General features: G+C 70.4%; 27 protein-coding genes, 1 tRNA gene and 2 pseudogenes. 15 read left to right on the forward strand and 15 right to left on the reverse strand.

Annotation, left to right across the window (positions count from 1 at the left end):
* Positions 1–36: 36 nt before the first annotated feature.
* From MKL01_RS20095 to map, 3 genes and pseudogenes are all read right to left on the reverse strand, one after another.
* Positions 37–1,470, reverse strand: coding sequence for a circularly permuted type 2 ATP-grasp protein (locus MKL01_RS20095; RefSeq protein ID WP_243906962.1), 1,434 nt, complete (start codon positions 1,468–1,470; stop codon positions 37–39).
* A 96-nt stretch (positions 1,471–1,566) separates the two neighbouring features.
* A pseudogene (gene radC, locus MKL01_RS20100) lies at positions 1,567–2,313 on the reverse strand (RadC family protein).
* Between the two features lie 6 nt (positions 2,314–2,319).
* Positions 2,320–3,147 carry a type I methionyl aminopeptidase gene (map, locus tag MKL01_RS20105; RefSeq protein ID WP_243906963.1) on the reverse strand — a complete coding sequence of 276 codons (828 nt, stop codon included), beginning with the start codon at positions 3,145–3,147 and terminating at the stop codon, positions 2,320–2,322.
* Between the two features lie 200 nt (positions 3,148–3,347).
* On the opposite strand from map, the gene MKL01_RS20110 reads away from it, so the two are divergent.
* The 5 genes from MKL01_RS20110 to MKL01_RS20130 all read left to right on the forward strand — a co-directional run bounded on the left by MKL01_RS20110 (position 3,348) and on the right by MKL01_RS20130 (position 6,189).
* Positions 3,348–3,605, forward strand: a complete 258-nt coding sequence (locus tag MKL01_RS20110) for a zinc-finger domain-containing protein (RefSeq protein WP_243906964.1) — start codon at positions 3,348–3,350, stop codon at positions 3,603–3,605.
* Between the two features lie 13 nt (positions 3,606–3,618).
* Positions 3,619–4,812, forward strand: a complete 1,194-nt coding sequence (locus tag MKL01_RS20115) for an FAD-dependent monooxygenase (protein ID WP_243906965.1) — start codon at positions 3,619–3,621, stop codon at positions 4,810–4,812.
* A 34-nt stretch (positions 4,813–4,846) separates the two neighbouring features.
* Positions 4,847–4,933, forward strand: a tRNA-Leu gene (locus MKL01_RS20120).
* A 381-nt stretch (positions 4,934–5,314) separates the two neighbouring features.
* Positions 5,315–5,479 (forward strand): hypothetical protein, encoded by a 165-nt coding sequence (locus MKL01_RS20125; RefSeq protein ID WP_243906966.1) that lies wholly within the window; start codon positions 5,315–5,317, stop codon positions 5,477–5,479.
* 461 nt (positions 5,480–5,940) lie between these two features.
* Positions 5,941–6,189, forward strand: a complete 249-nt coding sequence (locus MKL01_RS20130) for a flagellar protein (protein ID WP_243906967.1) — start codon at positions 5,941–5,943, stop codon at positions 6,187–6,189.
* Here MKL01_RS20130 and MKL01_RS20135 read toward each other — a convergent pair.
* The 4 genes from MKL01_RS20135 to MKL01_RS20150 form a co-directional block, all read right to left on the reverse strand.
* On the reverse strand, positions 6,179–6,877 hold the full coding sequence (locus tag MKL01_RS20135) for a YoaK family protein (RefSeq protein WP_243906968.1): 699 nt from the start codon (positions 6,875–6,877) through the stop codon (positions 6,179–6,181). The two genes, MKL01_RS20130 and MKL01_RS20135, sit on opposite strands and share 11 nt — an antisense overlap.
* Positions 6,878–7,142: 265 nt before the next feature.
* Positions 7,143–7,526, reverse strand: a complete 384-nt coding sequence (locus MKL01_RS20140; protein ID WP_243906969.1) for a hypothetical protein — start codon at positions 7,524–7,526, stop codon at positions 7,143–7,145.
* A gap of 107 nt (positions 7,527–7,633) precedes the next feature.
* Positions 7,634–7,867 carry a hypothetical protein gene (locus tag MKL01_RS20145; RefSeq protein ID WP_243906970.1) on the reverse strand — a complete coding sequence of 78 codons (234 nt, stop codon included), beginning with the start codon at positions 7,865–7,867 and terminating at the stop codon, positions 7,634–7,636.
* A gap of 148 nt (positions 7,868–8,015) precedes the next feature.
* On the reverse strand, positions 8,016–8,651 hold the full coding sequence (locus MKL01_RS20150; RefSeq protein WP_243906971.1) for a carboxymuconolactone decarboxylase family protein: 636 nt from the start codon (positions 8,649–8,651) through the stop codon (positions 8,016–8,018).
* Between the two features lie 159 nt (positions 8,652–8,810).
* On the opposite strand from MKL01_RS20150, the gene hrpB reads away from it, so the two are divergent.
* From hrpB to MKL01_RS20185, 7 genes and pseudogenes are all read left to right on the forward strand, one after another.
* On the forward strand, positions 8,811–11,267 hold the full coding sequence (hrpB, locus tag MKL01_RS20155) for an ATP-dependent helicase HrpB (RefSeq protein WP_243906972.1): 2,457 nt from the start codon (positions 8,811–8,813) through the stop codon (positions 11,265–11,267).
* 45 nt (positions 11,268–11,312) lie between these two features.
* The gene (locus MKL01_RS20160) at positions 11,313–11,738 is read left to right on the forward strand and encodes a PaaI family thioesterase (protein ID WP_243906973.1); all 426 of its coding nucleotides are present in this window, start codon (positions 11,313–11,315) and stop codon (positions 11,736–11,738) included.
* Positions 11,739–11,917: 179 nt separating this feature from the next.
* Positions 11,918–12,624: pseudogene (locus MKL01_RS20165) on the forward strand (SMP-30/gluconolactonase/LRE family protein); the annotation flags it as partial.
* 118 nt (positions 12,625–12,742) lie between these two features.
* Entirely contained in the window at positions 12,743–13,324 is a 582-nt protein-coding gene (locus MKL01_RS20170) for a DUF1285 domain-containing protein (protein WP_243906974.1), read from the forward strand.
* Complete coding sequence (locus MKL01_RS20175) at positions 13,321–13,992, forward strand: CoA pyrophosphatase (protein WP_243906975.1); 672 nt, start codon at positions 13,321–13,323, stop codon at positions 13,990–13,992. The genes MKL01_RS20170 and MKL01_RS20175 overlap by 4 nt, the downstream gene beginning before the upstream one ends.
* A gap of 9 nt (positions 13,993–14,001) precedes the next feature.
* Positions 14,002–14,259, forward strand: coding sequence for a DUF6111 family protein (locus MKL01_RS20180; protein WP_243906976.1), 258 nt, complete (start codon positions 14,002–14,004; stop codon positions 14,257–14,259).
* Positions 14,256–15,494, forward strand: a complete 1,239-nt coding sequence (locus MKL01_RS20185) for a CCA tRNA nucleotidyltransferase (RefSeq protein ID WP_243906977.1) — start codon at positions 14,256–14,258, stop codon at positions 15,492–15,494. Before MKL01_RS20180 ends, MKL01_RS20185 begins: the two co-directional genes overlap by 4 nt.
* Positions 15,495–15,501: 7 nt before the next feature.
* On the opposite strand, the gene MKL01_RS20190 is transcribed toward MKL01_RS20185, so the two are convergent.
* The 7 genes from MKL01_RS20190 to MKL01_RS20220 form a co-directional block, all read right to left on the reverse strand.
* Positions 15,502–15,903 (reverse strand): F0F1 ATP synthase subunit epsilon, encoded by a 402-nt coding sequence (locus MKL01_RS20190; protein WP_243906978.1) that lies wholly within the window; start codon positions 15,901–15,903, stop codon positions 15,502–15,504.
* 70 nt (positions 15,904–15,973) lie between these two features.
* Positions 15,974–17,431 carry a F0F1 ATP synthase subunit beta gene (gene atpD, locus MKL01_RS20195; protein ID WP_243906979.1) on the reverse strand — a complete coding sequence of 486 codons (1,458 nt, stop codon included), beginning with the start codon at positions 17,429–17,431 and terminating at the stop codon, positions 15,974–15,976.
* A gap of 42 nt (positions 17,432–17,473) precedes the next feature.
* Positions 17,474–18,364 carry a F0F1 ATP synthase subunit gamma gene (locus MKL01_RS20200; RefSeq protein WP_243906980.1) on the reverse strand — a complete coding sequence of 297 codons (891 nt, stop codon included), beginning with the start codon at positions 18,362–18,364 and terminating at the stop codon, positions 17,474–17,476.
* A gap of 146 nt (positions 18,365–18,510) precedes the next feature.
* Entirely contained in the window at positions 18,511–20,043 is a 1,533-nt protein-coding gene (atpA, locus tag MKL01_RS20205; RefSeq protein WP_243906981.1) for a F0F1 ATP synthase subunit alpha, read from the reverse strand.
* A 55-nt stretch (positions 20,044–20,098) separates the two neighbouring features.
* Positions 20,099–20,671: a F0F1 ATP synthase subunit delta gene (locus MKL01_RS20210; RefSeq protein ID WP_243906982.1), complete on the reverse strand. Its 573-nt coding sequence runs from the start codon at positions 20,669–20,671 to the stop codon at positions 20,099–20,101.
* Positions 20,672–20,889: 218 nt separating this feature from the next.
* Positions 20,890–21,579, reverse strand: coding sequence for a DsbA family protein (locus MKL01_RS20215; protein ID WP_243906983.1), 690 nt, complete (start codon positions 21,577–21,579; stop codon positions 20,890–20,892).
* Positions 21,580–21,699: 120 nt separating this feature from the next.
* Positions 21,700–22,326 (reverse strand): 2-hydroxychromene-2-carboxylate isomerase, encoded by a 627-nt coding sequence (locus MKL01_RS20220; RefSeq protein WP_243906984.1) that lies wholly within the window; start codon positions 22,324–22,326, stop codon positions 21,700–21,702.
* A gap of 201 nt (positions 22,327–22,527) precedes the next feature.
* On the opposite strand from MKL01_RS20220, the gene MKL01_RS20225 reads away from it, so the two are divergent.
* Positions 22,528–23,766: an argininosuccinate synthase gene (locus MKL01_RS20225; protein WP_243906985.1), complete on the forward strand. Its 1,239-nt coding sequence runs from the start codon at positions 22,528–22,530 to the stop codon at positions 23,764–23,766.
* A 25-nt stretch (positions 23,767–23,791) separates the two neighbouring features.
* Here the strand turns inward: MKL01_RS20225 and MKL01_RS20230 are convergent, their stop codons facing one another.
* Positions 23,792–24,436 carry a hypothetical protein gene (locus MKL01_RS20230; protein WP_243906986.1) on the reverse strand — a complete coding sequence of 215 codons (645 nt, stop codon included), beginning with the start codon at positions 24,434–24,436 and terminating at the stop codon, positions 23,792–23,794.
* 150 nt (positions 24,437–24,586) lie between these two features.
* On the opposite strand from MKL01_RS20230, the gene vapB reads away from it, so the two are divergent.
* A complete protein-coding gene (vapB, locus tag MKL01_RS20235; RefSeq protein WP_243906987.1) occupies positions 24,587–24,820 on the forward strand; it encodes a type II toxin-antitoxin system VapB family antitoxin in 234 nt (77 codons plus the stop codon).
* Positions 24,820–25,242 (forward strand): type II toxin-antitoxin system tRNA(fMet)-specific endonuclease VapC, encoded by a 423-nt coding sequence (locus tag MKL01_RS20240; protein WP_243906988.1) that lies wholly within the window; start codon positions 24,820–24,822, stop codon positions 25,240–25,242. Before vapB ends, MKL01_RS20240 begins: the two co-directional genes overlap by 1 nt.
* Position 25,243: the final 1 nt, after the last annotated feature.

Genomic DNA, 25,243 nt, shown 5'->3' on the forward strand with positions numbered 1-25,243 from the left:
CGGTCTCCGGCCCGCGCCCGCGGGGACCGCGAGACCTCAGGCGTCGAGCACCCAGGTGTCCTTCGTACCACCACCCTGGCTGGAATTGACCACCAGGGACCCTTCCTTCAGGGCCACCCGCGTCAGGCCGCCGGGCACGATGCGGATCTGGTCGGCGCCGTTGAGCACGAACGGCCTGAGGTCGACGTGGCGCGGCGCGACCCCGGAGGCCACGAAGGTCGGGCAGGTTGAGAGCGACAGGGTCGGCTGGGCGATGAACCCGTCCGGCGCGTGCCGGAGCTTCCTGGCGAAGTCGTCGAGCTCGCGTTTGCTGGCGTGCGGGCCGACCAGCATGCCGTAGCCCCCCGATCCGTTGACCTCCTTCACCACCAGCTCGGACAGGTTGTCCATCACGTAGGCGAAGGCGTCCTTCTCGCGACACCGGTAGGTCGGCACGTTGTGCAGGATCGGCTCCTCGCCGGTGAAGAACTTCACGATCTCCGGCATGTAGCTGTAGACCGCCTTGTCGTCCGAGATGCCCGTGCCGACGGCGTTGGCCAGCGTGACCGAGCCGCGCTCGTAGGCGTTCATCAGGCCCGGCACCCCGAGGACCGAGTCCGGGCGGAACACGAGCGGGTCGAGGAAATCGTCGTCGAGGCGGCGATAGATCACGTCGACCCGGCGCGGCCCCTCGGTGGTCCGCATGTACACCACGTCGTCCTTGGTGAAGAGGTCGGAGGCCTCCACCAGCTCGACGCCGAGCTTGTCGGCCAGGAACGAGTGCTCGTAGAACGCGGAATTGAAGCGCCCGGGCGTCAGAAGCACCACCGTGGGATCGCGGGTCGCCGTGCTCGGAGCCAGGCTGCGCAGGGTGGCGAGCAGCGCGTCCGGATAATTCTCCACCGGGGCGACCCGGTGCTTCGAGAACAGGTCCGGGAACAGGCGCAGCATCACCTCCCGGTTTTCCAGCATGTAGGAGACGCCGGAGGGGATGCGGGCATTGTCCTCCAGCACGAAGAAGTCGTTCTCGCCGGTCCGCACGATGTCGATGCCGGCGATGTGCACGTAGAGGTCGTGCGGCACCCGGAAGGATCGCATCTCCATGCGGTAATGCGCGTTCCGGTAGACGAGGTCCGCCGGGATGATCCCGGCCTTGATGCAGTCCTGCGCGCCGTAGACGTCCTTCAGGAACAGGTTGATGGCGGTGACGCGCTGCTTCAGCCCGCGCTCCAGGAAGGCCCATTCCGGCTTGGTGATCACCCGGGGGATGATGTCGAAGGGGATGAGCCGCTCGGTCGATTCGTTGTCGCCGTAGACCGCGAAGGTGATGCCGATCCGGCGGAACAGCAGTTCGGCCTGGCTGCGGCGCGTATTGAAGTGCTCGGGCGGCGTGCTCTCGAGCCAGGACTTGAGTTGGCCATAGGCGTCGCGGACGGCGGCCGGGTCGGCGGCACCGATCCCGTTCATCTCGTCGAAGGCCGTCACCGCCATCTCGCTCCTCCCATACGCTCCCGCTCTTGAGGCAAGAGGCGCGCCACCCGTCCAGGGCTACAGACACGCGCGACAACGCTCAAGGCGGCCGGAGGATCAGATCAATTTCAGGCCTTTCAGACTGGCGTGCCCGTTCCGACCGAGGATCACGTGGTCGTGCACGACGATCTTCAGAGGCGCCAGGACCGCCACGATCTCGCGCGTCATCGCCACGTCGACCGCGGAGGGGGCGGGATCGCCGGAGGGGTGGTTGTGGGCCAGGATGACCGCGGTCGCCGACAGCTCGAGCGCCCGGCGGGCAACCTCGCGGGGATAGACCGGCGTGTGGTCGACGGTCCCGCGCCCCTGCACCTCGTCGGCGATGAGGTGGTTGCGCTTGTCGAGGAACAGGATGCGGAACTCCTCGCGCGGCGCGAACGCCATCGTGGCGCGCAGGTATTCGTGGAGGGCGCTCTACGAATCCAGGAGCGCCCGCTCGCGGATCGCGCCCCGGGCGAGGCGGCGCGCGGCGGCCTCGATTACCTTCAGATCCGAGGCGACTCCGGCGCTGACCCCCTCCACCTCCATGAGGCGCGCCGCCTCGGCACTCACCACCTCGGCGAAGCTGCCGAACCGCGCGACCAGGGCCTTGGCGAGGGGCTTCACGTCCCGGCGGGGGATGGCCCGGAACAGCACCAACTCCAGCAGCTCGTAATCGGGCAGCGCGTCGCCGCCCGCAGCCGTGAACTTCTCGCGCAGGCGGTCCCGATGACCGTGATAGTGCGGCGATTCCTTCTCGGCGGAGGCGGGGCCGGCGCTGTCGGCGAACAGGCCGGCCCCGCAATCGTCCGGCCGGGGCGTCACGGCCGGTCAGGCGGCGGGATTGACGGGCTGGTGCAGCCCCTTGGGTGAGATCGTGAAGATCTCGACGCCGGTCTCGGTGACCGCCACGGTGTGCTCGAACTGGGCGGAGAGCGAGCGGTCGCGGGTGACGGCGGTCCAGCCGTCGCCCAGGACCTTTACGGAGGGACGCCCGAGGTTGATCATCGGCTCGACCGTGAAGAACTGGCCGGGCTTGAACGGCACGTCGTAGCTCGCCTCGACGTAGTGCAGGATCGTGGGCGCGTCGTGATAGGTGCGGCCGAGCCCGTGGCCGCAGAAGTCGCGCACCACCGAGCAGCGTTCGGCCTCGGCGTAGGACTGGATCGCCCGGCCGATGTCGTTGGTCGAGCCGCCCGGCTTCACCGCCGCCACGCCGCGCATCAGCGCCTCGTAGGTGATCTCGCACAGGCGCTGCGCCCGGCGCGGGACCTCGCCGACATAGGCCATCCGGCTCGAATCGCCGTGCCAGCCGTCGAGGATCAGGCAGATGTCGAGGTTGACGATGTCGCCCTCGCGCAGGGGCTTGTCGTTGGGAATGCCGTGGCAGACCACGTGGTTGATCGAGGTGCAGATCGATTTCGGGTAGCCGCGGTAGAGCAGCGACGCCGGATAGGCGCCGTGGTCCATGGCGAACTCGTAGGCGAGCCGGTCGAGGGTCTCGGTGGTGACGCCGGGCTGCGTCGCCTCCATCAGGATGTCGAGGGCCTCGGCCGTGAGGCGGCCCGCCCGGCGCATGCCTTCGAACCCCTCGGGGCCGTGGATCGGCGGCTCCGGGGCGCGGCGCGCACCCTGCGCGATGGCCTGTTCCTGCTGCATCGTCGAGACTTTTCGCGGCCCTGTCGATCGGATGTCCCACCTATGTACGGTGCGCGGCGCGGCAGGCCAAGCCGCGCGCCGCGCGGCAAGGGCCGAGGCTTGCGCCATCCGCGGGGCTGGCGGCATAAGCGGCCGCGAGACGCCCGGGAGCGCGCGCGCCGATTCGGCGCGTGGCCGGTTGCGGGGCAGGCGAGGGCCGGATGGCAGGCAAGGCAGTACCGCACTTCCACAACGAGCCCGGCGTGCCGGTGATCGCCGTGGGCGTGAAGGAGTTCATGTGCATCGGCGCCCTGCCGCCGTTCGATCACCCGCACGTGTTCCTCGACATGGGCGCCGAGACCGAGATCATCTGCCAGTACTGCTCGACGCTCTATCGCTACCGGGCCGGCCTGAAGGCGAACGAGGCGGAGCCGCAGGCCTGCGTCTGGCGGGACGACGCCAAGCTCGCCGCGGAGTAGGCGCGCGCCGGCGGTGTCCTCGGACCAGCGACCTCTCAGGATCGGGATCGTCGGAGCCGGGATCGGCGGCCTGACGGCGGCGCTGTCGCTGTCGGATGCCGGCCATTCCGTGACGGTGATCGAGCGCCGGACCGGCTTCAGCGAAGTCGGGGCCGGGATCCAGATCTCGCCCAACGCGAGCCGCGTCCTGGCGGCGCTCGGCGTATCCGCGGCCCTGCGGCGGGCGGCCAGCGAGCCGCCGGGGGTCGAGATCCGCGCCCTCGCCAGCGGCCGGCGCATCGGCGGCGTCGCCCTCGGGGCCGACGCGCAGGCGCAGTTCGGCGCGCCCTACTACGTGATCCACCGGGCCGATCTGCAGACCCTCCTGCTCGACGCCCTGCGGGGCCGTCCGGCGATCCGCCTCATGATGGGCCGCACCGTCACGGACGTCGCCGAGACGATCTCGGACGCCGTCGTGACCGCGGAGGGCGCCGCCGGCCCGCAGGCGCTCACCTTCGATCTGGTGGTCGCGGCCGACGGGCTGCGCTCGCGTCTGCGCGCCCATCTCGACGCGGCGCCGCTCCGGCCGGGCTATGCGGCGGCGTGGCGGGCGCTGGTCCCGATCGAGGCGGCGCCGGAGGCCCTGCGCGGTCCGGCGACCGGCCTCTGGCTCGGGCGGAACCGCCACGTGGTCCATTACCCGGTGCGGGACGGCCAGCTCCTCAACGTCGTGGCCGTCGTCCCCGAAGCGGTGGGCGACGAGGGCTGGGGCCGGCTCGGAGAGCCGGCCGTGCTGCGGGCCCAGCTCCGGGGCTGCGCCGGACCCCTGCGCGATCTTCTCAGCCTGCCGGATTCCTGGCTGGTCTGGTCGCTCGCCGACCGGGCCGTGGCGCGTCCGCTGGCGCGCGGCCGGATCGCGCTGATCGGCGATGCGGCCCATCCGGTCCTGCCCTACCTGGCGCAGGGCGCGGCCCTGGCCATCGAGGATGCCGCCGTGCTGACGCGCGCGCTCGCCGACCGGGCCGACGTCCCGGCGGCGCTCGCCGCCTTCTCGGCGGAGCGGACCGGCCGCCTCCGGCGCGTCCAGAGGGCGGCCCGGGGGAACGGCCGCACCTACCACGCCAGGGGGCTCGTGGCCTTTTTGCGCAACGCCGTCATGGGTCGCCTCGGCCCCCACGGCATGCGCGACCGCTACGCCTGGCTGTATGGCTGGACGCCGCCCGCTTGATCGCGCCCGCTGCCGCCGCTACCGAGAAGCCCGGGCGGACGTGGCGGAACCGGTAGACGCACGAGACTTAAAATCTTGCGGCCGCAAGGCCGTGCGGGTTCGAGTCCCGCCGTCCGCACCAGCCCTCGTCTGGGTTGAAGGTATCTGACCGAACCGGTCGGGATGTCCTTCGGGGCAAGGCATGCGTCTTCGCAGTCTTTGCAGTCTTTGCAACGCGATCCCTTGAACGCGCACTCGTACGGACAGCCTAAAATTTGTGCAGACTCCGGGAAATCGCTCGCGTCAGATGCGCCAGCGGGGTTCGAAAATCATTTTCCGCGAAGTGGTAATGGTCGGCTCACAGGGAATTGATCTTCGGCGACGTTCTCGATTTTCGCTCTGTGAGATTCAGTATACCAGACATGAACATACTGAAATCGTAGCTGTTTACCTCGTTTGGGGGACATTCAGTTAGGCTTTTGCAATTACCATCATTTGGGCTCGCCACAGATGAGTGACGGACATGATCGACGACGGTCCCCCCATCAAATTCGTTGCCCTCTGGGGTATGTTCGCTCTCCTGATGCTGTTCGGTCAGGCGCAGCTCATCAGCCATGGCGCGAATATCTCCCTGTCTTATCAAGTGGAACAGAGCGCTGAACCCGCGTTGATGGCGGCTTTGGACTGACGCTCTGAAGTTGACGGGGAAAATCGGTCTGGCACCGATGATCCAGACTGCTTGACGGGTGTCAGCCGGCGGCGACGGGCGGGCGTAATGCCTCCCTCAGCCTTGCGGCGGTTGCCCACACAGCGCCGGCATCACGGGAACGCCGGCACGCCGCCGAACGACGATGCGACGGCACTCGCGGGCACGCCGCGTGACGTGGCCGATACGCCTCCTTCGACCGCGCCGGGAATGATTGGCTTGACGGACCCGCGCCCGCAGATCCGTGCGCAGCGAGTCGGCATCGGACCCTTCCTCGGCGCTCAGGCGGCTCAAACATCCGGGCGCCGCGCCCGGCGCGGCCGGGGCGGCGTGACAGCGCTGGGATGCCGGGCGTCAGAAGCCTCCGGATCCGTCGCATTTGACCGATCCGCGAAACCGCCGCCTACCGTTTCCGTGTCAGGCTCCCCGCAAGGAGACCCTGCATGATCGACGCCCTTCAGACCGCCACCGCCGGCATGAGCCGCGCGAGCGACCGGCTCGGGAAGGCCGCCCAGACCATCGCGGCCAGCGGAGCGCCGGCCGGCGACACCGCGCTGGCGCCCGCCGCCCAGGTCGACCTGTCGGGAGCCGCCGTGGACCTGATCGGGGCGAAATCCGCCTTCGCGCTCAACGCCGCCGTGGCGCGCACCGCCGACCGCATGACCGGGCAGCTCCTCGACATCAGCGCCTGAAAGCCGGAACCGCGAGGCCGGCGAGGATCGCGGCCGCCGCGAACAGCAGCGCCACGCCGACGAGGCGGTAGGCGACCACGCCGACCACGCCGCCCGCCAGGAAGGCGCCGACGGTGGACAGGTGCAGCCGCAGGCGCGCGGGGTCGTGGGGTTTCAGCGGGCCGGTTCCGGACGCGCCGCGATCCAGCCAGCGCGCCAGCTCAATTCCGATATCGGTGATCGTGCCGGTGACGTGCGTGGTCCGCACCCGGGCTTCGGAGATCTTGGTCACGGCCGCATTCTGCAGGCCCAGGATGAAGCTCAGGCCCGCCACGAGGGTGTGGCTCCGGGCCGGCTCATCGAGGGGCAGCACGAGCAGGCCGACGGCGACGAGGAGGATCGCCTCGGCGAAGACGCTGGAGGCGTAGGCGCCGAGATCGGCCCTGCGGCGCCGGCGGCGGATCAGGAGCGTCGAGGTCGCGGCGCCGAGCACGAACAGGAGGACGAGCAGCAGCGCCTGTCCGGCCAGCACGAGATCCCCGGTCCCGGTGCGGTCCGAGATCGCCGAGACGTTGCCGGTCATGTTCGAGGCGTAGAGGCCGACGGCGTAGAAGCCCGCGGTGTTCAACGCACCGGCCACCGCGGCGAGCGACAGGGCGAGGTCCCGGTCGGCCTCGGGGGTGCGCGACTCGCCTTCGTGGACCAGCATGGATTCGTCGATCGTGTGGAAGATCGGCGGCGTTACAGCCGAACTGTGGGGTCCGCATCAAGCGCCCCGCGCCAGACCGCCCGGGATAACCGCGGGCGGCGGAGCAGACCGGGTCGGAGGCCGCGCCCAAGTCAGGGGCCGCGCCCAATCCGGCACGCCCGATCCCGAGGTGCCTGCACGATTCTGCGGGATCAGGCAGGAACACCCGGCTCATGCCCGACCGATCGGATCGGGGGTCTTGCCCGGTGGCGTCGCGGCGTCCGGCTCACCAGCCGCGGTCGCCGTAGCCGCCTTCCCAATCGCGGTGGCCCCAATCGCCGTGCCAGTGACGGGCGGGGCCGTAGCCGACCGGCACCCGCTCGTAGGTCACGGTCCGCCGGGTGGCGTAGACCGGAGCGTCCTCCTCGTACACGCGGTAGGCGGGCGCCGGCCGGACCACCACGGGTGCGGCGTAGGAATCGGCATATCCGTAGCCGTAGCCGTAGGCCGGGACCGCGTGGGCCTGCGTCGCGGCGCCGATCAGCGCGCCGGCCGCGAGGCCGCCGATGAGGCCCGCCGCGATGGCGCCGCCGCGCGCCTCGGCCTGCGTGGAGGCCAGGGTGCCCGCGCCGATAAGCGCGGCGGCCGAGAGCAGAGCGATGCGTTTCATGACCTGTCTCCGAAGGAAGCAAGGGCCGCGTCAGGCGGCCCGGATCACGAACCGGAGAATGCCCGCATCGGGCTGCACCGAGCGTGAAGCCGCCCTGCAGCCACCGTTCAGCTTGCGGGCCCGACCGCCCCGGCCGGCACCTCCCGGATGTAGCCCCGGGAGATCAGGCGGCTGCGCTCGCGGGTGCGCCGCTCGGCGTCCATGAGATCCGACAGGGCGTCGGCGATGGCGCATCGCAGGGCGATCCCGGCATCGCCGCCGGCGAAGCCGAGATACGCGGCGCTGATCGCCTCGATGGGGCAGCCGTGATCGTCGCGGGTGGCACTGGCCTGGGTCGACATCGTGGTCTCCTTCGTTGCGCCCGGGAACGAAAAGAGAACAAGCCATAATGGTTAATGCTTCGTCAACGGCCGCCCCGCCACCGCACCGAGGCCCCCGGAAGCCTGTGGAAAACGCCGATTTGGCTGGCTGAGGTCTGTGGATAAGACCTCATTCGGGCAACCGCGGCAGCGGCGTCCCGTCGGCGGGAATCGCGTAGCGCGCCGCGTTCAGCTCCATGGCGAGCAGGGTGTAGTAGCCGGAGATCGCCGCCAGATCGACGATCGCCGCCCGGCCGAAACGGGCCTCGGCGCGGGCGAAGGTCGCGTCGGAGACGCGCTTCGTGTCCTGCAGCTCCGCGGTGAAATCGTACACGATGGTCTCGTCGTCGCTCATCTTCTGGGGCCGGCGCCCGTCGCGGATCGCCGCGACGATGTCCGGAGCGATCCCGGCCTTCTCGGCAATCGGCGCGTGGACGTACCACTCGTAATCCTGCGTCCAGCGCCGGGCGGTCATCAGGATCACCAGCTCCGACAGGGTGGTGCCGATCTTCGGCTTGAAGCGGAGGTAGTCGCCCATGGAGCGGGCCAGCGTCATCACCTCCGGCGAGTGCATGAGCGGCTCGAACGGCCCGAACGGGGGCTTTCCCCGGGCCTGCGTGAACGCCTCGGCGGCCTGCTTCTGCTCGGGCGTGTAAGCGTCGGGTGAAATCGTGGGCAGCCGGACCTGCGCCTCGGCGACGGCCACACCGGGACAAGCGGCGCAGGACAGGGCGGCCAGCGCCAGTGCGAGGCGGGACGGCGTCATGGGTTCCTCCAGAAGTGGCGTTCGGCGACGCGCCACGATCGCGGCCCGCGCCGCCGCAGGCCAGGGTTCCGGAAGCTGAACCGTTTTCGAAATCCCCCCGTCGTCACGGCGTGTCGGCATGGTTGCGCTCGGCGCCGGGCCGCGCCATCAGCGACGGCGATGCCCGACCGCTCCCCCGCGCTTCCGATCGAGGCGGCGCTCCCCGATCTCCGGCGCGCCCTCGCGGCGCGGAACGCGGCCGTCCTGGTGGCGCCCCCCGGCGCCGGCAAGACGACGCGGGTCCCCCTCGACCTCCTCGCGGCACCATGGCTCGGCGGCCGCAAGATCGTCTTGCTGGAGCCGCGCCGCCTCGCGGCCCGGGCCGCCGCCGCCCGGATGGCGCAGACGCTCGGCGAGCCGGTCGGCGGGACGGTCGGCCTGCGCGTCCGGCTCGGCTCGAAGATCTCGGCGCGGACCCGCATCGAGGTCGTGACCGAGGGCGTGTTCACCCGAATGATCCTCGACGACCCGGAATTGTCGGGCATCGGCGCGGTCCTGTTCGACGAGTTCCACGAGCGCTCCCTCGACGCCGATCTGGGCCTCGCGCTGGCCCTCGACGCCCAGGGCGGCCTGCGGGAGGATCTGCGGATCCTGGTCATGTCGGCGACCCTCGACGGCGCGCGGGTCGCGCGGCTGATGGGCGATGCCCCGGTGGTCGCCTCGGAGGGCCGCGCCTTCCCGGTGGAGACCCGATACGTCGACCGCGATCCGAACCGGCGGATCGAGGAGAGCGTCGCCGAGGTCACGCTGCGCGCGCTGCGGGCGGATCCCGGCTCGGTGCTGGTGTTCCTGCCCGGTCAGGCCGAGATCCGCAGGACCGCCGACCTCCTGGCCGAGCGCGTCGGCCCGGAGGTGCAGCTGGCGCCGCTCTACGGTGCGCTCACGCCGGCCGAGCAGGATCGGGCCGTCGCGCCGGCGCCCGAAGGCACCCGGAAGGTCGTCCTGGCGACCAGCATCGCCGAGACCTCGCTGACCATCGAGGGCGTGCGGATCGTGGTGGATTCCGGACTGGCCCGGATCCCGGTCTACGAGGCCGGGCTCGGCCTGACGCGTCTCGTCACCGCGCGCGCCTCCCGGGCGTCCGTGGATCAGCGCCGCGGTCGTGCCGGCCGGACCGAGCCGGGCGTCTGCTGGCGGCTCTGGTCGGAGGCGGGCACCAGCGCCCTCGAACCGTTCTCGCGCCCCGAGATCCTGTCGGCCGACCTGGCCGGGCTGCTCCTCGATTGCGCCGCCTGGGGCGTCGGCGATCCGCGGACCCTCGCGTTCCTCGACCCCCCGCCGGCACCGGCCCTGGCGGAGGCCCGGGCCCTCCTGGCCGACCTGGGCGCCCAGGATCAGGACGGTCGGCTCACGGAGGTCGGCCGCCGGCTGCGCGCCCTTCCGCTGCCCCCGCGACTTGCCCGGATGGTGACGGTCGCGGCGGTGACCGGCGATGCGCACGCCGCCGCGGATCTCGCGGCCGTCCTGGTGGAGCGCGGTCTCGGCGGCGACGGGGTCGATCTCGACGACCGGGTCGAGCGGTTCCGCCGGGACCGGGGCGGCCGGGCCGCGGACATGCGCCGCCTCGCCGAGGGCTGGGCGCGGATCGCCGGGGAAAAGCGGCGCGGCGGCAGCCCGGTCCCCTCCGGCCCGCTCCTGGCGCTGGCCTATCCGGACCGGGTCGCCCGCGCCCGGGGACGCGAGGGCGAGTTCGTCATGGCGAGCGGCCGGGCGGGCCGCCTCGACCCGGCCAGCCCCCTCGCGCGGGAGACCTTCCTGGTCGTCGCCGATCTCGCTGGATCGGCCGGGAATGCCCGCATCCTGGCTGCGGCCGCCATCGACGCGGAGGCGATCGAGCGCCTGTTCGCCGACGGGATCGAGGCCCGCACCGAGATCGCCTTCGATCCGCAGGCAGCGGCGCTGCGGGCGCGCGCGGCAAGGCGCCTCGGTGCGGTCAGCCTGGGTGAGCGGCCATTGCGGGTTCCGCCCGACGGCGCGAGCGCCGAGATCCTGGCGAACGGCATCGCCGGCCTCGGCCTAGACCGACTGCCCTGGACCGCTTCCCTGTCGCAATGGCGCGCGCGGGTGATGTTTCTGCGCGCCGCCGAAGGGGACCCGTGGCCGGACCTCTCGGACGAGGCCCTCGCCCGGACGGCGGCGGCCTGGCTGGCGCCGGCGCTCGTCGGCCGGACCGCCCTGGCCTCCGTGACGGCCGACGATCTCGCGGGCGCCCTGCAGAGTTTGCTGCCCTGGCAGCTCCGGTCACGGCTCGACACCGAAGCCCCGACCCATGTCGCGGTGCCGACAGGCTCGCGCCTGCCGGTGGATTACGCCGCGGACGAGCCGGCTCTCTCCGTTCGGGTCCAGGAACTCTTCGGCCTCGACCGCCATCCCACGGCGGGCGGGCGGCCCCTCGTCCTGCACCTGTTGTCGCCGGCCCAGCGGCCGATCCAGATCACCCGCGACCTGCCGGGGTTCTGGCGCGGGTCCTGGGCGGGCGTCCGCGCCGAGATGCGCGGTCGCTATCCCCGCCACCCCTGGCCGGAGGATCCGCTCAGCGAGGCGCCGACCCGCCGGACGAAGCCGCGGGGAACCTGACGGCCGCCTTCCCTGTCTCCGCCTCGCTATCCATGGACCGACACGATGACCGCAAACACAACCGCAGACGATGCCGGTACCGGAGGCTGGGACCTCGTGGAGGACGCGGGCTTCATCGCGCATGTGGGTCCGCTGCATCTGCGGCCCGAAAACGGGGCCTACGCGTTCCGCGCGGCGCAGAAGCATGCCAACCTGATCGGTGTGGTCCACGGCGGCATGCTGATGAGCTTCGCCGACCGTGCCCTCGGCGAGACCGCCATGCGCGCGGCGGACGGCGCCAATTGCGTCACCATCCAGCTCGAGATGAAGTTCATCGACGTCGGCCGCCTCGGCGACTGGCTCGAGATCCGCCCGCAGGTGGTCAAGCGCACCGGATCGCTGGTGTTCATGCGCGGCGATGTCCGGCACGGCACCCGGCACGTGGCCTCGGCCGACGGTGTGTGGAAAATTCTCCGTCGCAAAGGCGGTTGACCGGAACCGCTACCGCGCCGTTATGTCGCACCCGGCCAGGGTTGGCGGGAGGCGGCGAGGCTCCGCACTGCGGGGCCGCGCATAGGCCGCTGCGGGGGGGATTCGACACCGCGCCGACCGATACCGCCCTGGCGCTCGCCCCGTCCAGGCGCGCGGTTCTGGCGGGCCTCGGCGCCGCGATGGCCACGGTCGGCAGCGCGGCGGCTCGGCCGGAACCGCCCAGAACGATCACGAACCCGCCGCGGGACTTCGGGCCGGGCGCCTACTTTGCCGATCCGGACGTGCTGGCGGTCGATCCGGCCTTCGAGCCCTACGTCGTGCCGAACTGCGCGATTCGCCGCCTTTGGGCCGGCGCCCTCTGGGCGGAGGGGCCGGCGTGGAACAGCGTCGGCCGGTTCGTCGTGTGGAGCGACATCCCGAACAACCGGCAGATGCGGTGGCTGGAGGAGGACGGGCACGTCTTGACCTTCCGCGCACCCAGCAACAATTCGAACGGCAACAGCTTCGACCGTCAGGGGCGCCAGCTCTCCTGCGAGCACGCCGCCCGGCGCGTGGTCCGCTACGAGCTGGACGGCTCGGCGACGGTGCTGGCCGACGGCTTCGACGGCAAGCCGCTGAACGCACCGAACGACGTCGTCCAGCACGCGGACGGGTCCTGCTGGTTCACCGATCCGCCCTACGCTGCCCAGCTCTACGAGGGCCTGCCGGACGAGGCGGGCGGCCCCGCGGATCCGCTGGGCATCTGAACCCGCGGCTGGGGCAGCCGGCGGGAGTCATGACGGCGCGACGGTCCCAGCCGCACGCCGTCTATCGGGTCGACCCCTCCAGATCTGCTCCCGGACCGGGCCGGCCTGACATCGTGCCCCTGATCGGCGATGTCGCGGACGGGAGACGGGTCGACTTCGGCGCGGCATCGATGTCCGGTGGCGCGCCCGCGGAGCCATCGCGCCCCGTTTGAGGGCCCGACCGTGGCTGCCGGCGCTCGGGACGCTATCTTGGCGGGCATGAGTGAGGATCCGGCCATCGACCCGACCCTGAGCCGCCTCGGCGCGGCCCTCGGCGACCTGCCGAAGCGGGGGCTGCCGCCGGTGGAGCGCTGGGACCCGCCCTATTGCGGCGCGATCGATATCCGCATCGCCGCCGACGGGTCGTGGCACCACAACGGCTCGCCGATCCGTCGCGACAAGCTGGTCAAGCTCTTCGCCACGATCCTGAGGCGGGAGCCGGACGGGCGAACGGTGCTGGTCACGCCGGTCGAGAGCGTCGGGATCACCGTCGAGGACGCCGCCTTCGTGGCCGTCGAGATGGCGGTCGACGGAACGGGCGAGGGTCGGCGCATCGCCTTCCGCACCAATGTCGACGACCTCGTGCAGGTCGATGCCGAACACGCCCTGCGCTTCGAGGAAGGGCCGGACGGGGCGCTCAAGCCCTATCTCCACGTCCGACGGGGGCTCTGGGCGCTGGTCACCCGGGCGCTGACCTACGATCTCGTCGAGCTCGCGGAGGAGCGCCCCGTCGATGGGGTGCCCTGGCTCGGGCTGTGGGCCGGCGGCACCTTCCACACCATCGCCCCCGCTGCCGCGTGAACGCTCCGCTCGCCGACTTCCTCGCCCGCGCCGCCTCCGGCCTGTCGCCGGATCCGCCCGGGCCGGAGGATCCGACCTCCAATCCCCGCGGCGACCACAGCCTCGACCCGGACGGCGCCGCCGTGATGCCGCCGCCGCCCCACCGTCGGGCGGCGGTGCTGGTGCCGGTCGTGTTCCGTGCGGACGGGCCGAGCCTCATCCTGACGATGCGGGCCGCCAATCTGCGCGACCATTCCGGACAGGTTGCCCTTCCGGGAGGCAAGATCGATCCCTCCGATCCGGGCCCGGCGGACGCAGCCCTGCGGGAGGCCTTCGAGGAGATCGGACTGCCGCCCGCCGCCGTGCGGCTGCTCGGCTATCTCGACCCCTACCTGTCGGGCACCGGGTTCCTGGTGACCCCGGTGATCGGCTTGATCGATGCGGGGACGCGCCTGACGCCCAATCCGGCGGAGGTGGCCGACGTCTTCGAGGTGCCGCTCGCGGTTCTGATGGACCGGGAGCGCTATCGCCTGCGCTCCCGGTCCTGGCAGGGGCGCGAGCGCTGGTTCTATGCCCTGACCTTCGGCGAGCGGCTGATCTGGGGCGTCACGGCCGGGATCCTCAACAACCTTCGGGAGCGGCTCTACCCGGACGTGGCACCGGGCGACGTCCGCCCCGCGGCGCGATAGGCTGGATCCATGCTGCGTCGCGTCCTCGAAGAGTTCGGCCTCTTCCTCATCCCCTTCGCCCTGTTCCTCGCCTACCTGCTGCTGGTCGGCCGCAACCCGCTGCGCCGGACGCACTGGGACGCGCATCTCTGGCGCCTCGTCCTCGCCGGTCTGGCCGTGGTGATCGGCACCCTCGTCTACGAGGGTCTCTTCTCCGAGCGCCGGGCCGGCGGCTACGTGCCGACCCACATGGAGAACGGCCAGCTCGTCCCGGGCGGCTTCCGGTGAATCGCGCCCTCGATCACGCCGGCCTGGCGGCCCTGCTCGACCGCCCGGGCGTGCGTCGGGTGCTGGCCGCCCTGGAGGCTCCCGGTGCCGAGACCCGCCTGATCGGCGGCTGCGTGCGCGACGCGCTGCTCGGAGTGCAGACCGCCGATATCGACATGGCCACCACGCTGCCGCCGGAAGCGGTGATCGCCGCGGCCCGGCGGATGCCGGGCCTCAAGGCGGTGCCGACCGGCATCGAGCACGGGACGGTCACGCTGGTGGCCGAGGACGGGCCGATCGAAGTCACCACCCTGCGGGAGGATATCGAGACGGATGGGCGCCACGCGGTCGTCCGGTTCGGCACCGACTTCGACCGCGATGCCGCGCGCCGGGACTTCACGATCAACGCGCTCTCGCTCGACGCGGCCGGCACGGCGCACGATCCGGTGGGCGGCTTGGCGGATCTGCAAGCGGGGCGGGTGCGCTTCATCGGCGATCCCGCGACCCGTATCCGGGAGGACGCCTTACGCATCCTGCGCTTTTTCCGCTTCCAGGCCCGCTTCGGGGCCGGGGCAGCCGACGAGGCGGCGCTCGCCGCCTGCGTGGCGGCCCGCGACAGCCTCGATCGGCTCTCCCGTGAGCGCGTCCGCGCGGAGTTCCTGAAGCTGCTGGCGGCCTCCGGCGGTCCGGCCCTGGTGGCGACCCTGAGCGCGACCGGGCTGCTGCAGCGGATCACCGGCGGCGTCGGCGAGCTCGGGCGGCTGGAACGCGCCGCGGCCGCGGCACTGAGCCCGGTGATGCGGCTCGCGGCCCTGGCGGTCGGGGCCCGGCACGACGCGGATCGCCTGCGCGACCAGCTGCGTCTCTCGAAGGCCGAGCACGCGCAGCTCGTCGGCTACGCCGACGCGTCGGCCGATCTGCGGACTCGCGCGGTGGTGGAGGCGGCGGCGTTGCGGGCCCTGGCGGCGGGGCATGGCCTGCCGCTGCTCACCGACACCCTGGCGATCCTGGCGGGTGAACCGCGGCCCGTGGTGACGGACGAGGCGCTGTCCGCGCTCCGGACGCTCGGCCGTGATGGAGGCCCGCCGGCGTTTCCCCTGGCCGGCGCGGATCTCGTCGCCGCGGGCGTATCGCCGGGCCCCGCGATCGGCCGGGGCCTGTCCGCGGCACGGAAGGCCTGGCTCGAGCAGGGGTGCCCGGTCGGCCCGGCGGTCAAGGACGAGCTTCTGATACGGGCGCTGAAGAGCGCCCGCTGAACCGCGTTCAGAGCTTCAGGAGCGCCTTGGTCTCCTGGAGCTGGACGATCTGGCCGTTCAGCTCCTCGCGCTTCTGGAGATCGTCCGTGGCGTCGCGCTGCATCTCGGCGGACTCGATGTCCCGGTCGAGGGATTCGGGCGTCAGCTCCTCGATGGGCGCGGCGCGCTCGGCCAGGACGGTCACCGCCGTGGGGCCGATGTCGGCGAAACCGCCGCGGACGTAGATCCGCTTGCCGTTGCCCTGGCTCTCGGTGATGACGATGACCCCGACGCGCAGGGAGGTCAGCACCGGTGCGTGGCCCGGCATGACGGTCATCTCGCCCTCGGTGCCGGGCAGCTGAACGGCGGTCACCTCGCCGGAATACAGCGTCCGCTCGGGGCCGACGAAATCGAAGTGGAAGGTGGCCATAGCCTCAAGCTTTCCCGCATCCGCAACAGGCTCTCCTCCCCCATGCGGGGAGGAGAGGGAGGGCGCAGCCTTACGCGGCCTTCAGCTTCTTGGCCTTCTCCTGGGCCTGCTCGATCGTGCCGACCATGTAGAAGGCGGCCTCGGGCAGGTCGTCGTAATCGCCGTTCACCAGGCCCTTGAAGCCCTTGATGGTGTCCTCCAGCGGCACCTGCACGCCCGGCGAGCCGGTGAACACCTCGGCCACCGAGAAGGGCTGCGAGAAGAAGCGCTCGATCTTGCGGGCGCGGGCGACGGTGAGCTTATCCTCCTCGGACAGCTCGTCCATGCCCAGGATCGCGATGATGTCCTGGAGCGCCTTGTAGCGCTGCAGGGTCTGCTGCACCCGGCGGGCGACGTCGTAGTGCTCCTCGCCGAGGATCGTCGGCGACAGCATGCGCGAGGTCGAGTCCAGCGGATCCACCGCCGGGTAGATGCCCTTCTCGGCGATCGAGCGGGACAGCACGGTGGTGGCGTCGAGGTGGGCGAACGAGGCGGCGGGCGCCGGGTCGGTCAGATCGTCGGCCGGCACGTAGATGGCCTGCACCGAGGTGATCGAGCCCTTGTTGGTGGTGGTGATGCGCTCCTGGAGCGCGCCCATGTCGGTGGCGAGCGTCGGCTGGTAGCCCACCGCCGAGGGGATGCGGCCCAGCAGCGCCGACACTTCGGAGCCCGCCTGCGTGAAGCGGAAGATGTTGTCGACGAAGAACAGCACGTCCTGGCCCTCGTCGCGGAACTGCTCCGCGATGGTCAGGCCGGTGAGCGCGACCCGCGAGCGGGCGCCGGGCGACTCGTTCATCTGGCCGTACACCAGGGCGCACTTCGAACCCTCGGCCGAGCCGTTGTTCTCCTTCGGGTCCATGTTGACCTTGGACTCGATCATCTCGTGGTAGAGATCGTTGCCCTCGCGGGTCCGCTCGCCGACGCCGGCGAACACCGAGTAGCCCGAGTGCACCTTGGCGATGTTGTTGATCAGCTCCATGATCAGCACGGTCTTGCCAACGCCGGCGCCGCCGAACAGGCCGATCTTGCCGCCCTTGGCGTAGGGCGCGAGCAGGTCCACCACCTTGATGCCGGTCACCAGGATCTGCGCCTCGGTGGACTGGTCGGCGTAGGACGGAGCCGGCTGGTGGATCGCCCGGTAGGTGTCGCACACGACAGGACCGGCCTCGTCGATCGGCTCGCCGATGACGTTCATGATCCGGCCCAGCGTGTTCATGCCGACCGGGACCTTGATGGGCTCGCCGGTATCGGTGCACTCCTGGCCGCGGGTCAGACCCTCGGACGTGTCCATGGCGATGCAGCGGACGGTGCTCTCGCCGAGCTGCTGGGCGACCTCGAGGACGAGGCGGGCGCCGTTGTTCTTGGTCTCCAGGGCGTTCAGGATCTCGGGCAGGTGCCCGTCGAACTGCACGTCGACCACGGGGCCGATGACCTGGGTGATCTTGCCGACCTTGTTGGAGCCGGTGCCGGGGATTGCGGTGTTGGCCATGGTGAATCTACCCTTCAAGCTGTGCGGTCAGGTCGCGGAGCCTCAGAGGGCCTCCGCGCCCGAGATGATCTCGATGAGTTCCTTGGTGATCATGGCCTGACGCGTGCGGTTGTAGATCAGCGTCTGCTTCTTGATCATCTCGCCGGCGTTGCGGGTGGCCGAATCCATGGCGCTCATGCGCGCGCCCTGCTCGGACGCGGCGTTCTCCAGGAGCGCCCGGTAGATCTGCACGGTGAGATTCTTCGGCAGCAGCGTCTCCAGGATCGCCTCCTCGGAGGGCTCGAACTCCAGGGCGGCGTTGCCGGCAGCCGCCTTCGCATCGGTGTCGGCCTCCGGCAGCTCGGCCGGGATCAGCCGCTGCGCGGTGGGGATCTGCGAGATGACCGACCGGAATTCCGAGAAGAACAGGGTCGCCACGTCGAACTCGCCGGCCTCGAAGCGGGTGAGGATCTTGTCGGCGATCTCGGCGGCGAACTCGTAGTCCACCGGGCGGTTGCCGCGGATGTCCATGCTCTCGACGATCTGGTCGCGGTACAGGCGGCGCAGCTGGTCGTAGCCCTTCTTGCCGACCGTCATGATCTTGACGGTCCGACCCTCCGCGGTGAGCTTCTGGATGTATTCCCGCACCGCCAGCCGGACGATCGAGGAGTTGAAGGCGCCGCACAGGCCGCGATCCCCGGTGCAGACCACCAGGAGATGGGTCTGCTCCGCGCCGGTACCGGACAGGAGCCTCGGCGCGCCGACGCCGCCGATCAGGTTGCCGGCGAGGTTGCCCAGCACCATCGCCATCTTCTCGGCATAGGGACGGCCCGCCTCGGCGGCCATCTGCGCCCGGCGCAGCTTGGCGGCGGCGACCATCTGCATGGCCTTGGTGATCTTCTGCGTCGCCTTCACCGAGGTGATGCGGTTGCGCAGGTCTTTCAAACTCGCCATCGGGCCGCGTCCAGGTCCATCAGAGAGGGCCTCTCCTCCCCTGTGCGGGGAGGAGCCGAAGGTCGGGGTGGTTCAGGATGAAGCGCAGCGGTCTCGTCTGCACCACCCCCACCCGTGCCCCTCCCCGCAGGGGGAGGGGGCTTCGATCAGCTGATCGACTTGGCGACGCCCTCGACCACGCTCTTGAGCTTGCCGGCATTGTCGTCCGACAGGTCCTTCGAGGCGGCGATGGAGTCGAGCAGGTCCTTGTGCTTCGAGCGCAGCGTGCCGAGCAGCGAATCCTCGAAGGCGCGGATCTTGCTGACCGGGAGCTTGTCCAGGTAGCCGTTCACGCCGGCGTAGATCACCGCGACCTGTTCTTCCATCTTCAGCGGCGAGAACTGCGGCTGCTTCAGGAGCTCGGTGAGCCGCGAGCCGCGGTTCAGGAGCTGCTGGGTGGAGGCGTCGAGGTCGGAGCCGAACTGCGCGAAGGCAGCCATCTCGCGGTACTGCGCGAGCTCGCCCTTGATCTTGCCGGCGACCTTCTTCATCGCCTTGGTCTGGGCCGAGGAGCCGACCCGCGACACCGACAGGCCGACGTTCACCGCCGGGCGGATGCCCTGGTAGAACAGGTCGGTCTCCAGGAAGATCTGGCCGTCGGTGATCGAGATCACGTTGGTCGGGATGTAGGCCGAGACGTCGTTGGCCTGGGTCTCGATGACCGGCAGCGCGGTCAGGGAGCCGTTGCCGGCGGCGTCGCCCATCTTGGCGGCGCGCTCCAGAAGGCGGCTGTGCAGGTAGAACACGTCGCCCGGGTAGGCCTCGCGGCCCGGCGGCCGGCGCAGCAGCAGGGACATCTGGCGATAGGCGACCGCCTGCTTGGACAGGTCGTCGTACACGATCACGGCGTGCATGCCGTTGTCGCGGAAATACTCGCCCATGGCGCAGCCGGCGAACGGCGCGATGAACTGCATCGGCGCCGCGTCCGACGCGGTCGCGGCGATGACGATCGAGTACTCCATCGCGCCCTGGTCCTCGAGGACCTTCACGAACTGGGCGACCGTCGAGCGCTTCTGACCGATGGCGACGTAGATGCAGTAGAGCTTGGCCTTCTCGTCGCCGCCGGCGGCGTGGCCCGGCTTCTGGTTCAGGATCGTGTCGAGGGCGATGGCGGTCTTGCCGGTCTGACGGTCGCCGATGATCAGCTCGCGCTGGCCGCGGCCCACCGGGATCAGGGCGTCGATCGCCTTCAGGCCCGTGGCCATCGGCTCGTGCACCGACTTGCGCGGGATGATGCCCGGCGCCTTCACGTCGACCCGGCGGCGCTCGGTGGAGACGATCGGGCCCTTGCCGTCGATCGGGTTACCGAGACCATCGACCACGCGGCCGAGGAGGCCCTTGCCCACCGGCACGTCCACGATGGCGCCGGTCCGCTTGACGGTCTGGCCCTCCTTGATCTCGCGGTCGGAGCCGAAGATCACGATGCCGACGTTGTCCTGCTCGAGGTTGAGGGCCATGCCGCGCACGCCCGACTCGAACTCGACCATCTCGCCGGCCTGGACGTTGTCGAGGCCGTAGGCGCGGGCGATGCCGTCGCCGACGGACAGGACCTGCCCGACCTCGGAGACCTCGGCCTCCTCGCCGAAGTTCTTGATCTGCTCTTTCAGGATCGCGGAGATCTCGGCGGCGCGGATGTCCATACTCGGGGCCTCTGTCGCTAATGCGTCTGTGCGTGTTCGGATCGGATGGGGGCGCTTACGGCGCGGCCCGCATCGCGAGGCGGATACCGTTGAGCTTGGTCTTGAGGGAGGCGTCGACCATGCGCGAGCCCATCTTCAGGACGAGACCGCCGATCAGGCTCGGGTCGACGACGAGGTCGACGTCGACATCGGCCTTGGCGATGTCGCGGAGCGACGCCTTGATCTCCTCGAGCACGGTGTCGGACGGCTTCTCGGCCACCCGCACCTGGGCGCGCACGATGCCCTTCGAGTCCTGAACCAGCGACCGGAACGCCGCGATCATGTCGGGCAGGGCGAAGAGCCGCCGGTTCGAAGCCACGAGGCGGATGAAGTTGCCGGCCAAGCCGCCGATCTCGGCCTTGTCGAGCACGGCGCCGATGGCGGCCGCCTGCTCTTCGGCGCCGAACACCGGACTGCGGACCAGGCGGCGCAGGTCCGCGCTCTCCTTCAGCAGCGTGTCGAATTGATTGAGGGATGCGGCGACCGCATCGACCTGACGCGCGTCGCGCGCGAGTTCGAACAGGGCGGAAGCGTACCGGCCCGCCACGCCTGCGACCAGGGGACCAGCCTCGGAACCGTTCTGCGCCACCCGTCGCTCTCTTCTCTGGTTGCCCGCCCGCTCCGCGCGCTCCGGCGGGAAGCGCGGTGCGAGACCGTTCGGGACGTGGGGTCGCGCCAGCAGCGGGCAGGGTCGATGACCGGCCCTTGTGGCGCGGCGACCGCCTAGCATGCCGGCATGGCCGCGCGCAACACGGACCGATGCGGCTCTGCGCGATACGGCGGCGGAAGTGTGACGTGGGGCGATCCTCAGCAGGCGAGCCGGTCGCAGCGGCGCGTGCTGGCGATCATCCGCGCCATCGCGCGCGCGCCCGGATGCCCGAGGATGCCGCTGTTGCCGAGGACGTAGGACGGCGTGGCGTAGAGCCCGAGATCGGCCGCCATCCGCATCTGGCTCTTGAGCGCCGCGCGCACCTCGTCGCTATCGGCGATCTCCTCGATCTCCGCCTGTGGGACGCCCAGGGCGGCCGCCGCCGTCAGCGCGCCGGGCCCGTCGATGCGGCCGGGCTTGCCGAGGACGGTCCGATAGAAGCCCCAGGCCGCCTCCGATCCGAGCCTGCGCTGCACCGCCAGCATGACCTTGGCGGCCTGGGCCGATTGCGGCGACAGGATCGGATTGTGGACAAGCCCGACGCGCAGCTCCCCATCGCCGTCGTGCAGCGCGACCACGTCGGCGGCGGCCTTCCGGCAATAGGGGCAGTTGAAATCGAAGAACTCGTACAGCGTCGTCCCGGCCTCCCGCGGCCCGGCATAGGTGACGCCGCGCAGGGCGGGGATCTGCCCGGTGATCTCCCCCGGCAGGATCGAATTCGCCACCGCCTTGCCGTAGTCGCCGCTGACCGCGACGCGCTGGCCATAGGATTGCGCGGCGGCGCGGCCGAGCCCCGTGCCGAGCGTGGCGCCGGCGGCGGCGAGGAGGAGTCGTCGGGAAACGGGCATGGGTCTCGTCCGGGGGCATCGCTGTCCCGCCCCGGTGGCGCCGCGGCGGAGGCGGATCAGAAGCAGGCGGTCGAGTCGGTTTGATGACCGCGGGACGTGGACGGATCCCCGTCAGGAGGCCTACCGAAACCCTCTCGGCCGGTCACCCGTCGCCCAGGCCAGCGCCCGATCGAGGCGATCGTTGCCCCAGAACAGCTCGCCGTCATCGGCCAGGAAGGTCGGCGCCCCGTAGATTCCGCGCGAGCGCGCCTCCTCGACGCTGACCCGCAGCCGGGTCTTGTTGGCCTCGGCGGCGGCGGCACGCACGGTCTGGGTCCCGTCGAGGCCGAGCGAATCGAGGATCTCGGCGACCGCGGCCGGCTCCGCGATGGAGCGACCCTCGGCGAAGCTCGCGGTGAACACCGCCTTCGAGAACGGCACCAGCCAGTCCTGGTCATGACCGAGGGTGGCGACCCGCACGGCGCTGAGGCTGTTCTGCGGGAACTGTGCGGGGCGGGTCAGCGGCGGCAGGCCGAGGTGGGCAGCCTCGCGCTCGACGTCGCGCCACATGTTCTTGCCCTTGGCCGCGTAGAGGTTGAACGGCGAGGTGGTCCAACCCTGGGCGGCGAAGAGCGGCCCGACCAGGAACGGGCGCCATCGCACCGCGACACCCGCCTCCGCGGCGGCGGCCTCGATCCGCATCGCCGCGAGGTAGGAGTACGTCGAGGCGAATTCGTACCAGAACTCCAAAATTGGCTGGCGCGCCATAGACTTCGCCTCTCCGATACACGCTCTCGGCGATGTCGACACGCAACGCCCGCGCCGTTTCTTCCACGCCCGCAAGGCCGCCGTGAGGCAAAATGCGGCCGATCCGTCGACATCGGGGCTACGCGCGAGACGGCACGCCGGTTGCAGGCCCGTGACACCCGCGATAAGCCGCGGACGCCCCGCCTCAGTTCCGGAAGCCGCATGTCCGTCCCCGCGAAGAGCCCCGTGAAGAAGGTCGTGCTGGCCTATTCCGGCGGCCTCGACACATCGATAATCCTGAAGTGGCTGCAGACCACCTATGGCTGCGAGGTCGTGACCTTCACGGCCGATCTCGGCCAGGGGGAGGAGCTGGAGCCCGCCCGCCGCAAGGCCGAGCTGCTGGGCATCAAGCCCGAGAACATCTTCATCGAGGACCTGCGCGAGGAATTCGTCCGCGACTACGTCTTCCCGATGTTCCGGGCGAACGCGGTCTACGAGGGGGTCTACCTCCTGGGCACCTCGATCGCCCGGCCGCTCATCGCCAAGAAGCAGATCGAGATCGCCGAGCGGGTCGGGGCCGACGCGGTCTGCCACGGCGCCACCGGCAAGGGCAACGACCAGGTCCGGTTCGAGCTCGGCTACTACGCGCTGAAGCCGGACGTGACGGTGATCGCACCCTGGCGCGAGTGGGATCTGCGCTCCCGCGAGCAGCTGATCGCCTTCGCCGAGCAGCACCAGATCCCGATCGCCAAGGACAAGCGCGGCGAGAGCCCGTTCTCGGTGGATGCCAACCTCCTGCACGCCTCCTCGGAGGGCAAGGTGCTGGAGGATCCGGCCGTCGAGGTGCCGGACTACGTCTTCTCGCGCACGCTCTCGCCCGAGGAGGCGCCGGATAGGCCGACCATCGTCACGATCGGCTTCGAGCGGGGCGACGCGGTCTCGATCGACGGCGAGCGGCTGTCGCCCGCGAGCCTGCTGGCCAAGCTCAACCAGCTCGGCCACGACAACGGCATCGGCCGCCTCGACCTCGTGGAGAACCGCTTCGTCGGCATGAAAAGCCGCGGCATGTACGAGACGCCCGGCGGCACCATCCTGCTCCCGGCCCACCGGGCGATCGAGTCGATTACCCTGGACCGGGGTGCCGCGCACCTCAAGGATCAGTTGATGCCGCAATACGCGGAGCTGATCTACAACGGCTTCTGGTTCTCGCCGGAGCGCGAGATGATCCAGGCCCTGATCGACCGGAGCCAGGAGAAGGTCACCGGCACGGTGCGGCTGAAGCTCTACAAGGGCGGCATCCACGTGATCGGCCGCGAGAGCCCGAACTCCCTCTACGACCAGGACCTGGTGACCTTCGAGGAGGGCGCCGTCGCCTACGACCACCGCGACGCCGCGGGCTTCATCAAGCTGAACGCCCTCCGGCTGCGGACCCTGGCGCAGCGCAGGAAGCGCGAGGGTTGAGGCTTACGCCGGCGGACGCCGCGCGTCAGGCGGGCGTCCAGGTCCCTGCCGTGCGGCGGAACGCGCCGGGCCCGAGATCGGCGTAGCGCAGGAAGATCTGCAGCGCCGGCTGCATCTCGCGATGGAGGCGGACGAGCCGCGTCTGCGAATCCTCGTCGTCGTTGGCGGCGGCCTCCGGGACGGCGGCGAGGTGGCGGCCCATGGCGGCGGTGTAGGAGCCCGCGCCGATGTAAGGGTGCTGCGGATCGACCCGCGGCACGTTGCGCGCGCCGTCCCAGCCGTAATTGAGCTGCGGGATCAGCGCGAGGTGCTCCGGGGTCACCGCGAAGGTGATGTGCTCGGGCGTCTCGCCGGTCTCGGCATCCCGGAAGACGTCGCCGACCGCGCCCTGGTCGAGCTTGGCCAGGGCATTGTGGTACTGGTACCGGCTCGGCTTCAGCGCGGCGTTCTGGGCGAAGATCGCGAGGCCGTCCTCCAGCGCGCGGTGCTCCTCCTCGGCGCCCTCGTCGTCGCCGGTGACGTTGGCGATGTCGCCGTCCCGATCGAGGCTGCCGTAGGGCGCCTCCGGATGGATCGTCGGCGCGCCCGGCTCGGCACCGCCCCAGGCGACGACCATCCGGCGGATCAGGGCGATGCGCTCCAGGGTGAGGTCGTAGACGGCGTCGTTCATCGCGTGTCGGTCCCGGATCCAGCGGAGCTGGCGTCCGTCTTACAGACCGGTTTCGGCGGCTGCTACCGTGCGGCCACGGCTTGCCGCGCGAACGGCTGGGACATAGGGATATGCCAATCGCATATCCCAGAACGGTCCGGAGGCTGAACCATGACCAGCTCCACGGTCTTCACCAGCAACCGCAGTCAGGCGGTTCGCCTCCCCAAGGCGGTGGCCTTCGCGGCAGACGTGCATCGGGTCGACATCCTGAAGATCGGCCGCACGCGGGTGATTGTGCCGACGGGGCAGAGATGGGAAGATCTCTTCCAGGATGGGCCGCGCCTCAGCGAAGACTTTCTGACCGGGCGCGAACAGCCGCCCGTGGAGACGCGCGAGCCTTTCTGATGTTGATCTACATGCTCGATACAAATATTTGTATCTATGTCATGAAAAACTACCCTGTCTGCATCAAAGATCGATTCAACGCCCTGGCTGATCAGCTCTGTATATCAAGCATCACGTTGGGAGAACTGCATTACGGCGTGGAGAAATCCGCACGCCGCACGGAGAACCTGGCGGCGATCACGCAATTTGTGGCGCGCCTCGACGTACTGCCCTTCAGCGACAAGGCGGCGGTCCACTACGGACAGGTTCGGGCCGAACTCGAGAAGGCCGGCACGCCATGTGGTGCGCACGACATGCAGATCGGCGGTCACGCCCGGAGTGAGGGGTTGATCGTGGTGACCAACAACCTGCGGGAGTTCAGCCGCATGCCCGGGGTCCGATCAGAGAATTGGATACCGGCGGCGGCCAGTCGTTCCGACTGAC

It is taken from the genome of Methylobacterium sp. J-070 (assembly GCF_022829385.1).
Classification (GTDB): domain Bacteria; phylum Pseudomonadota; class Alphaproteobacteria; order Rhizobiales; family Beijerinckiaceae; genus Methylobacterium.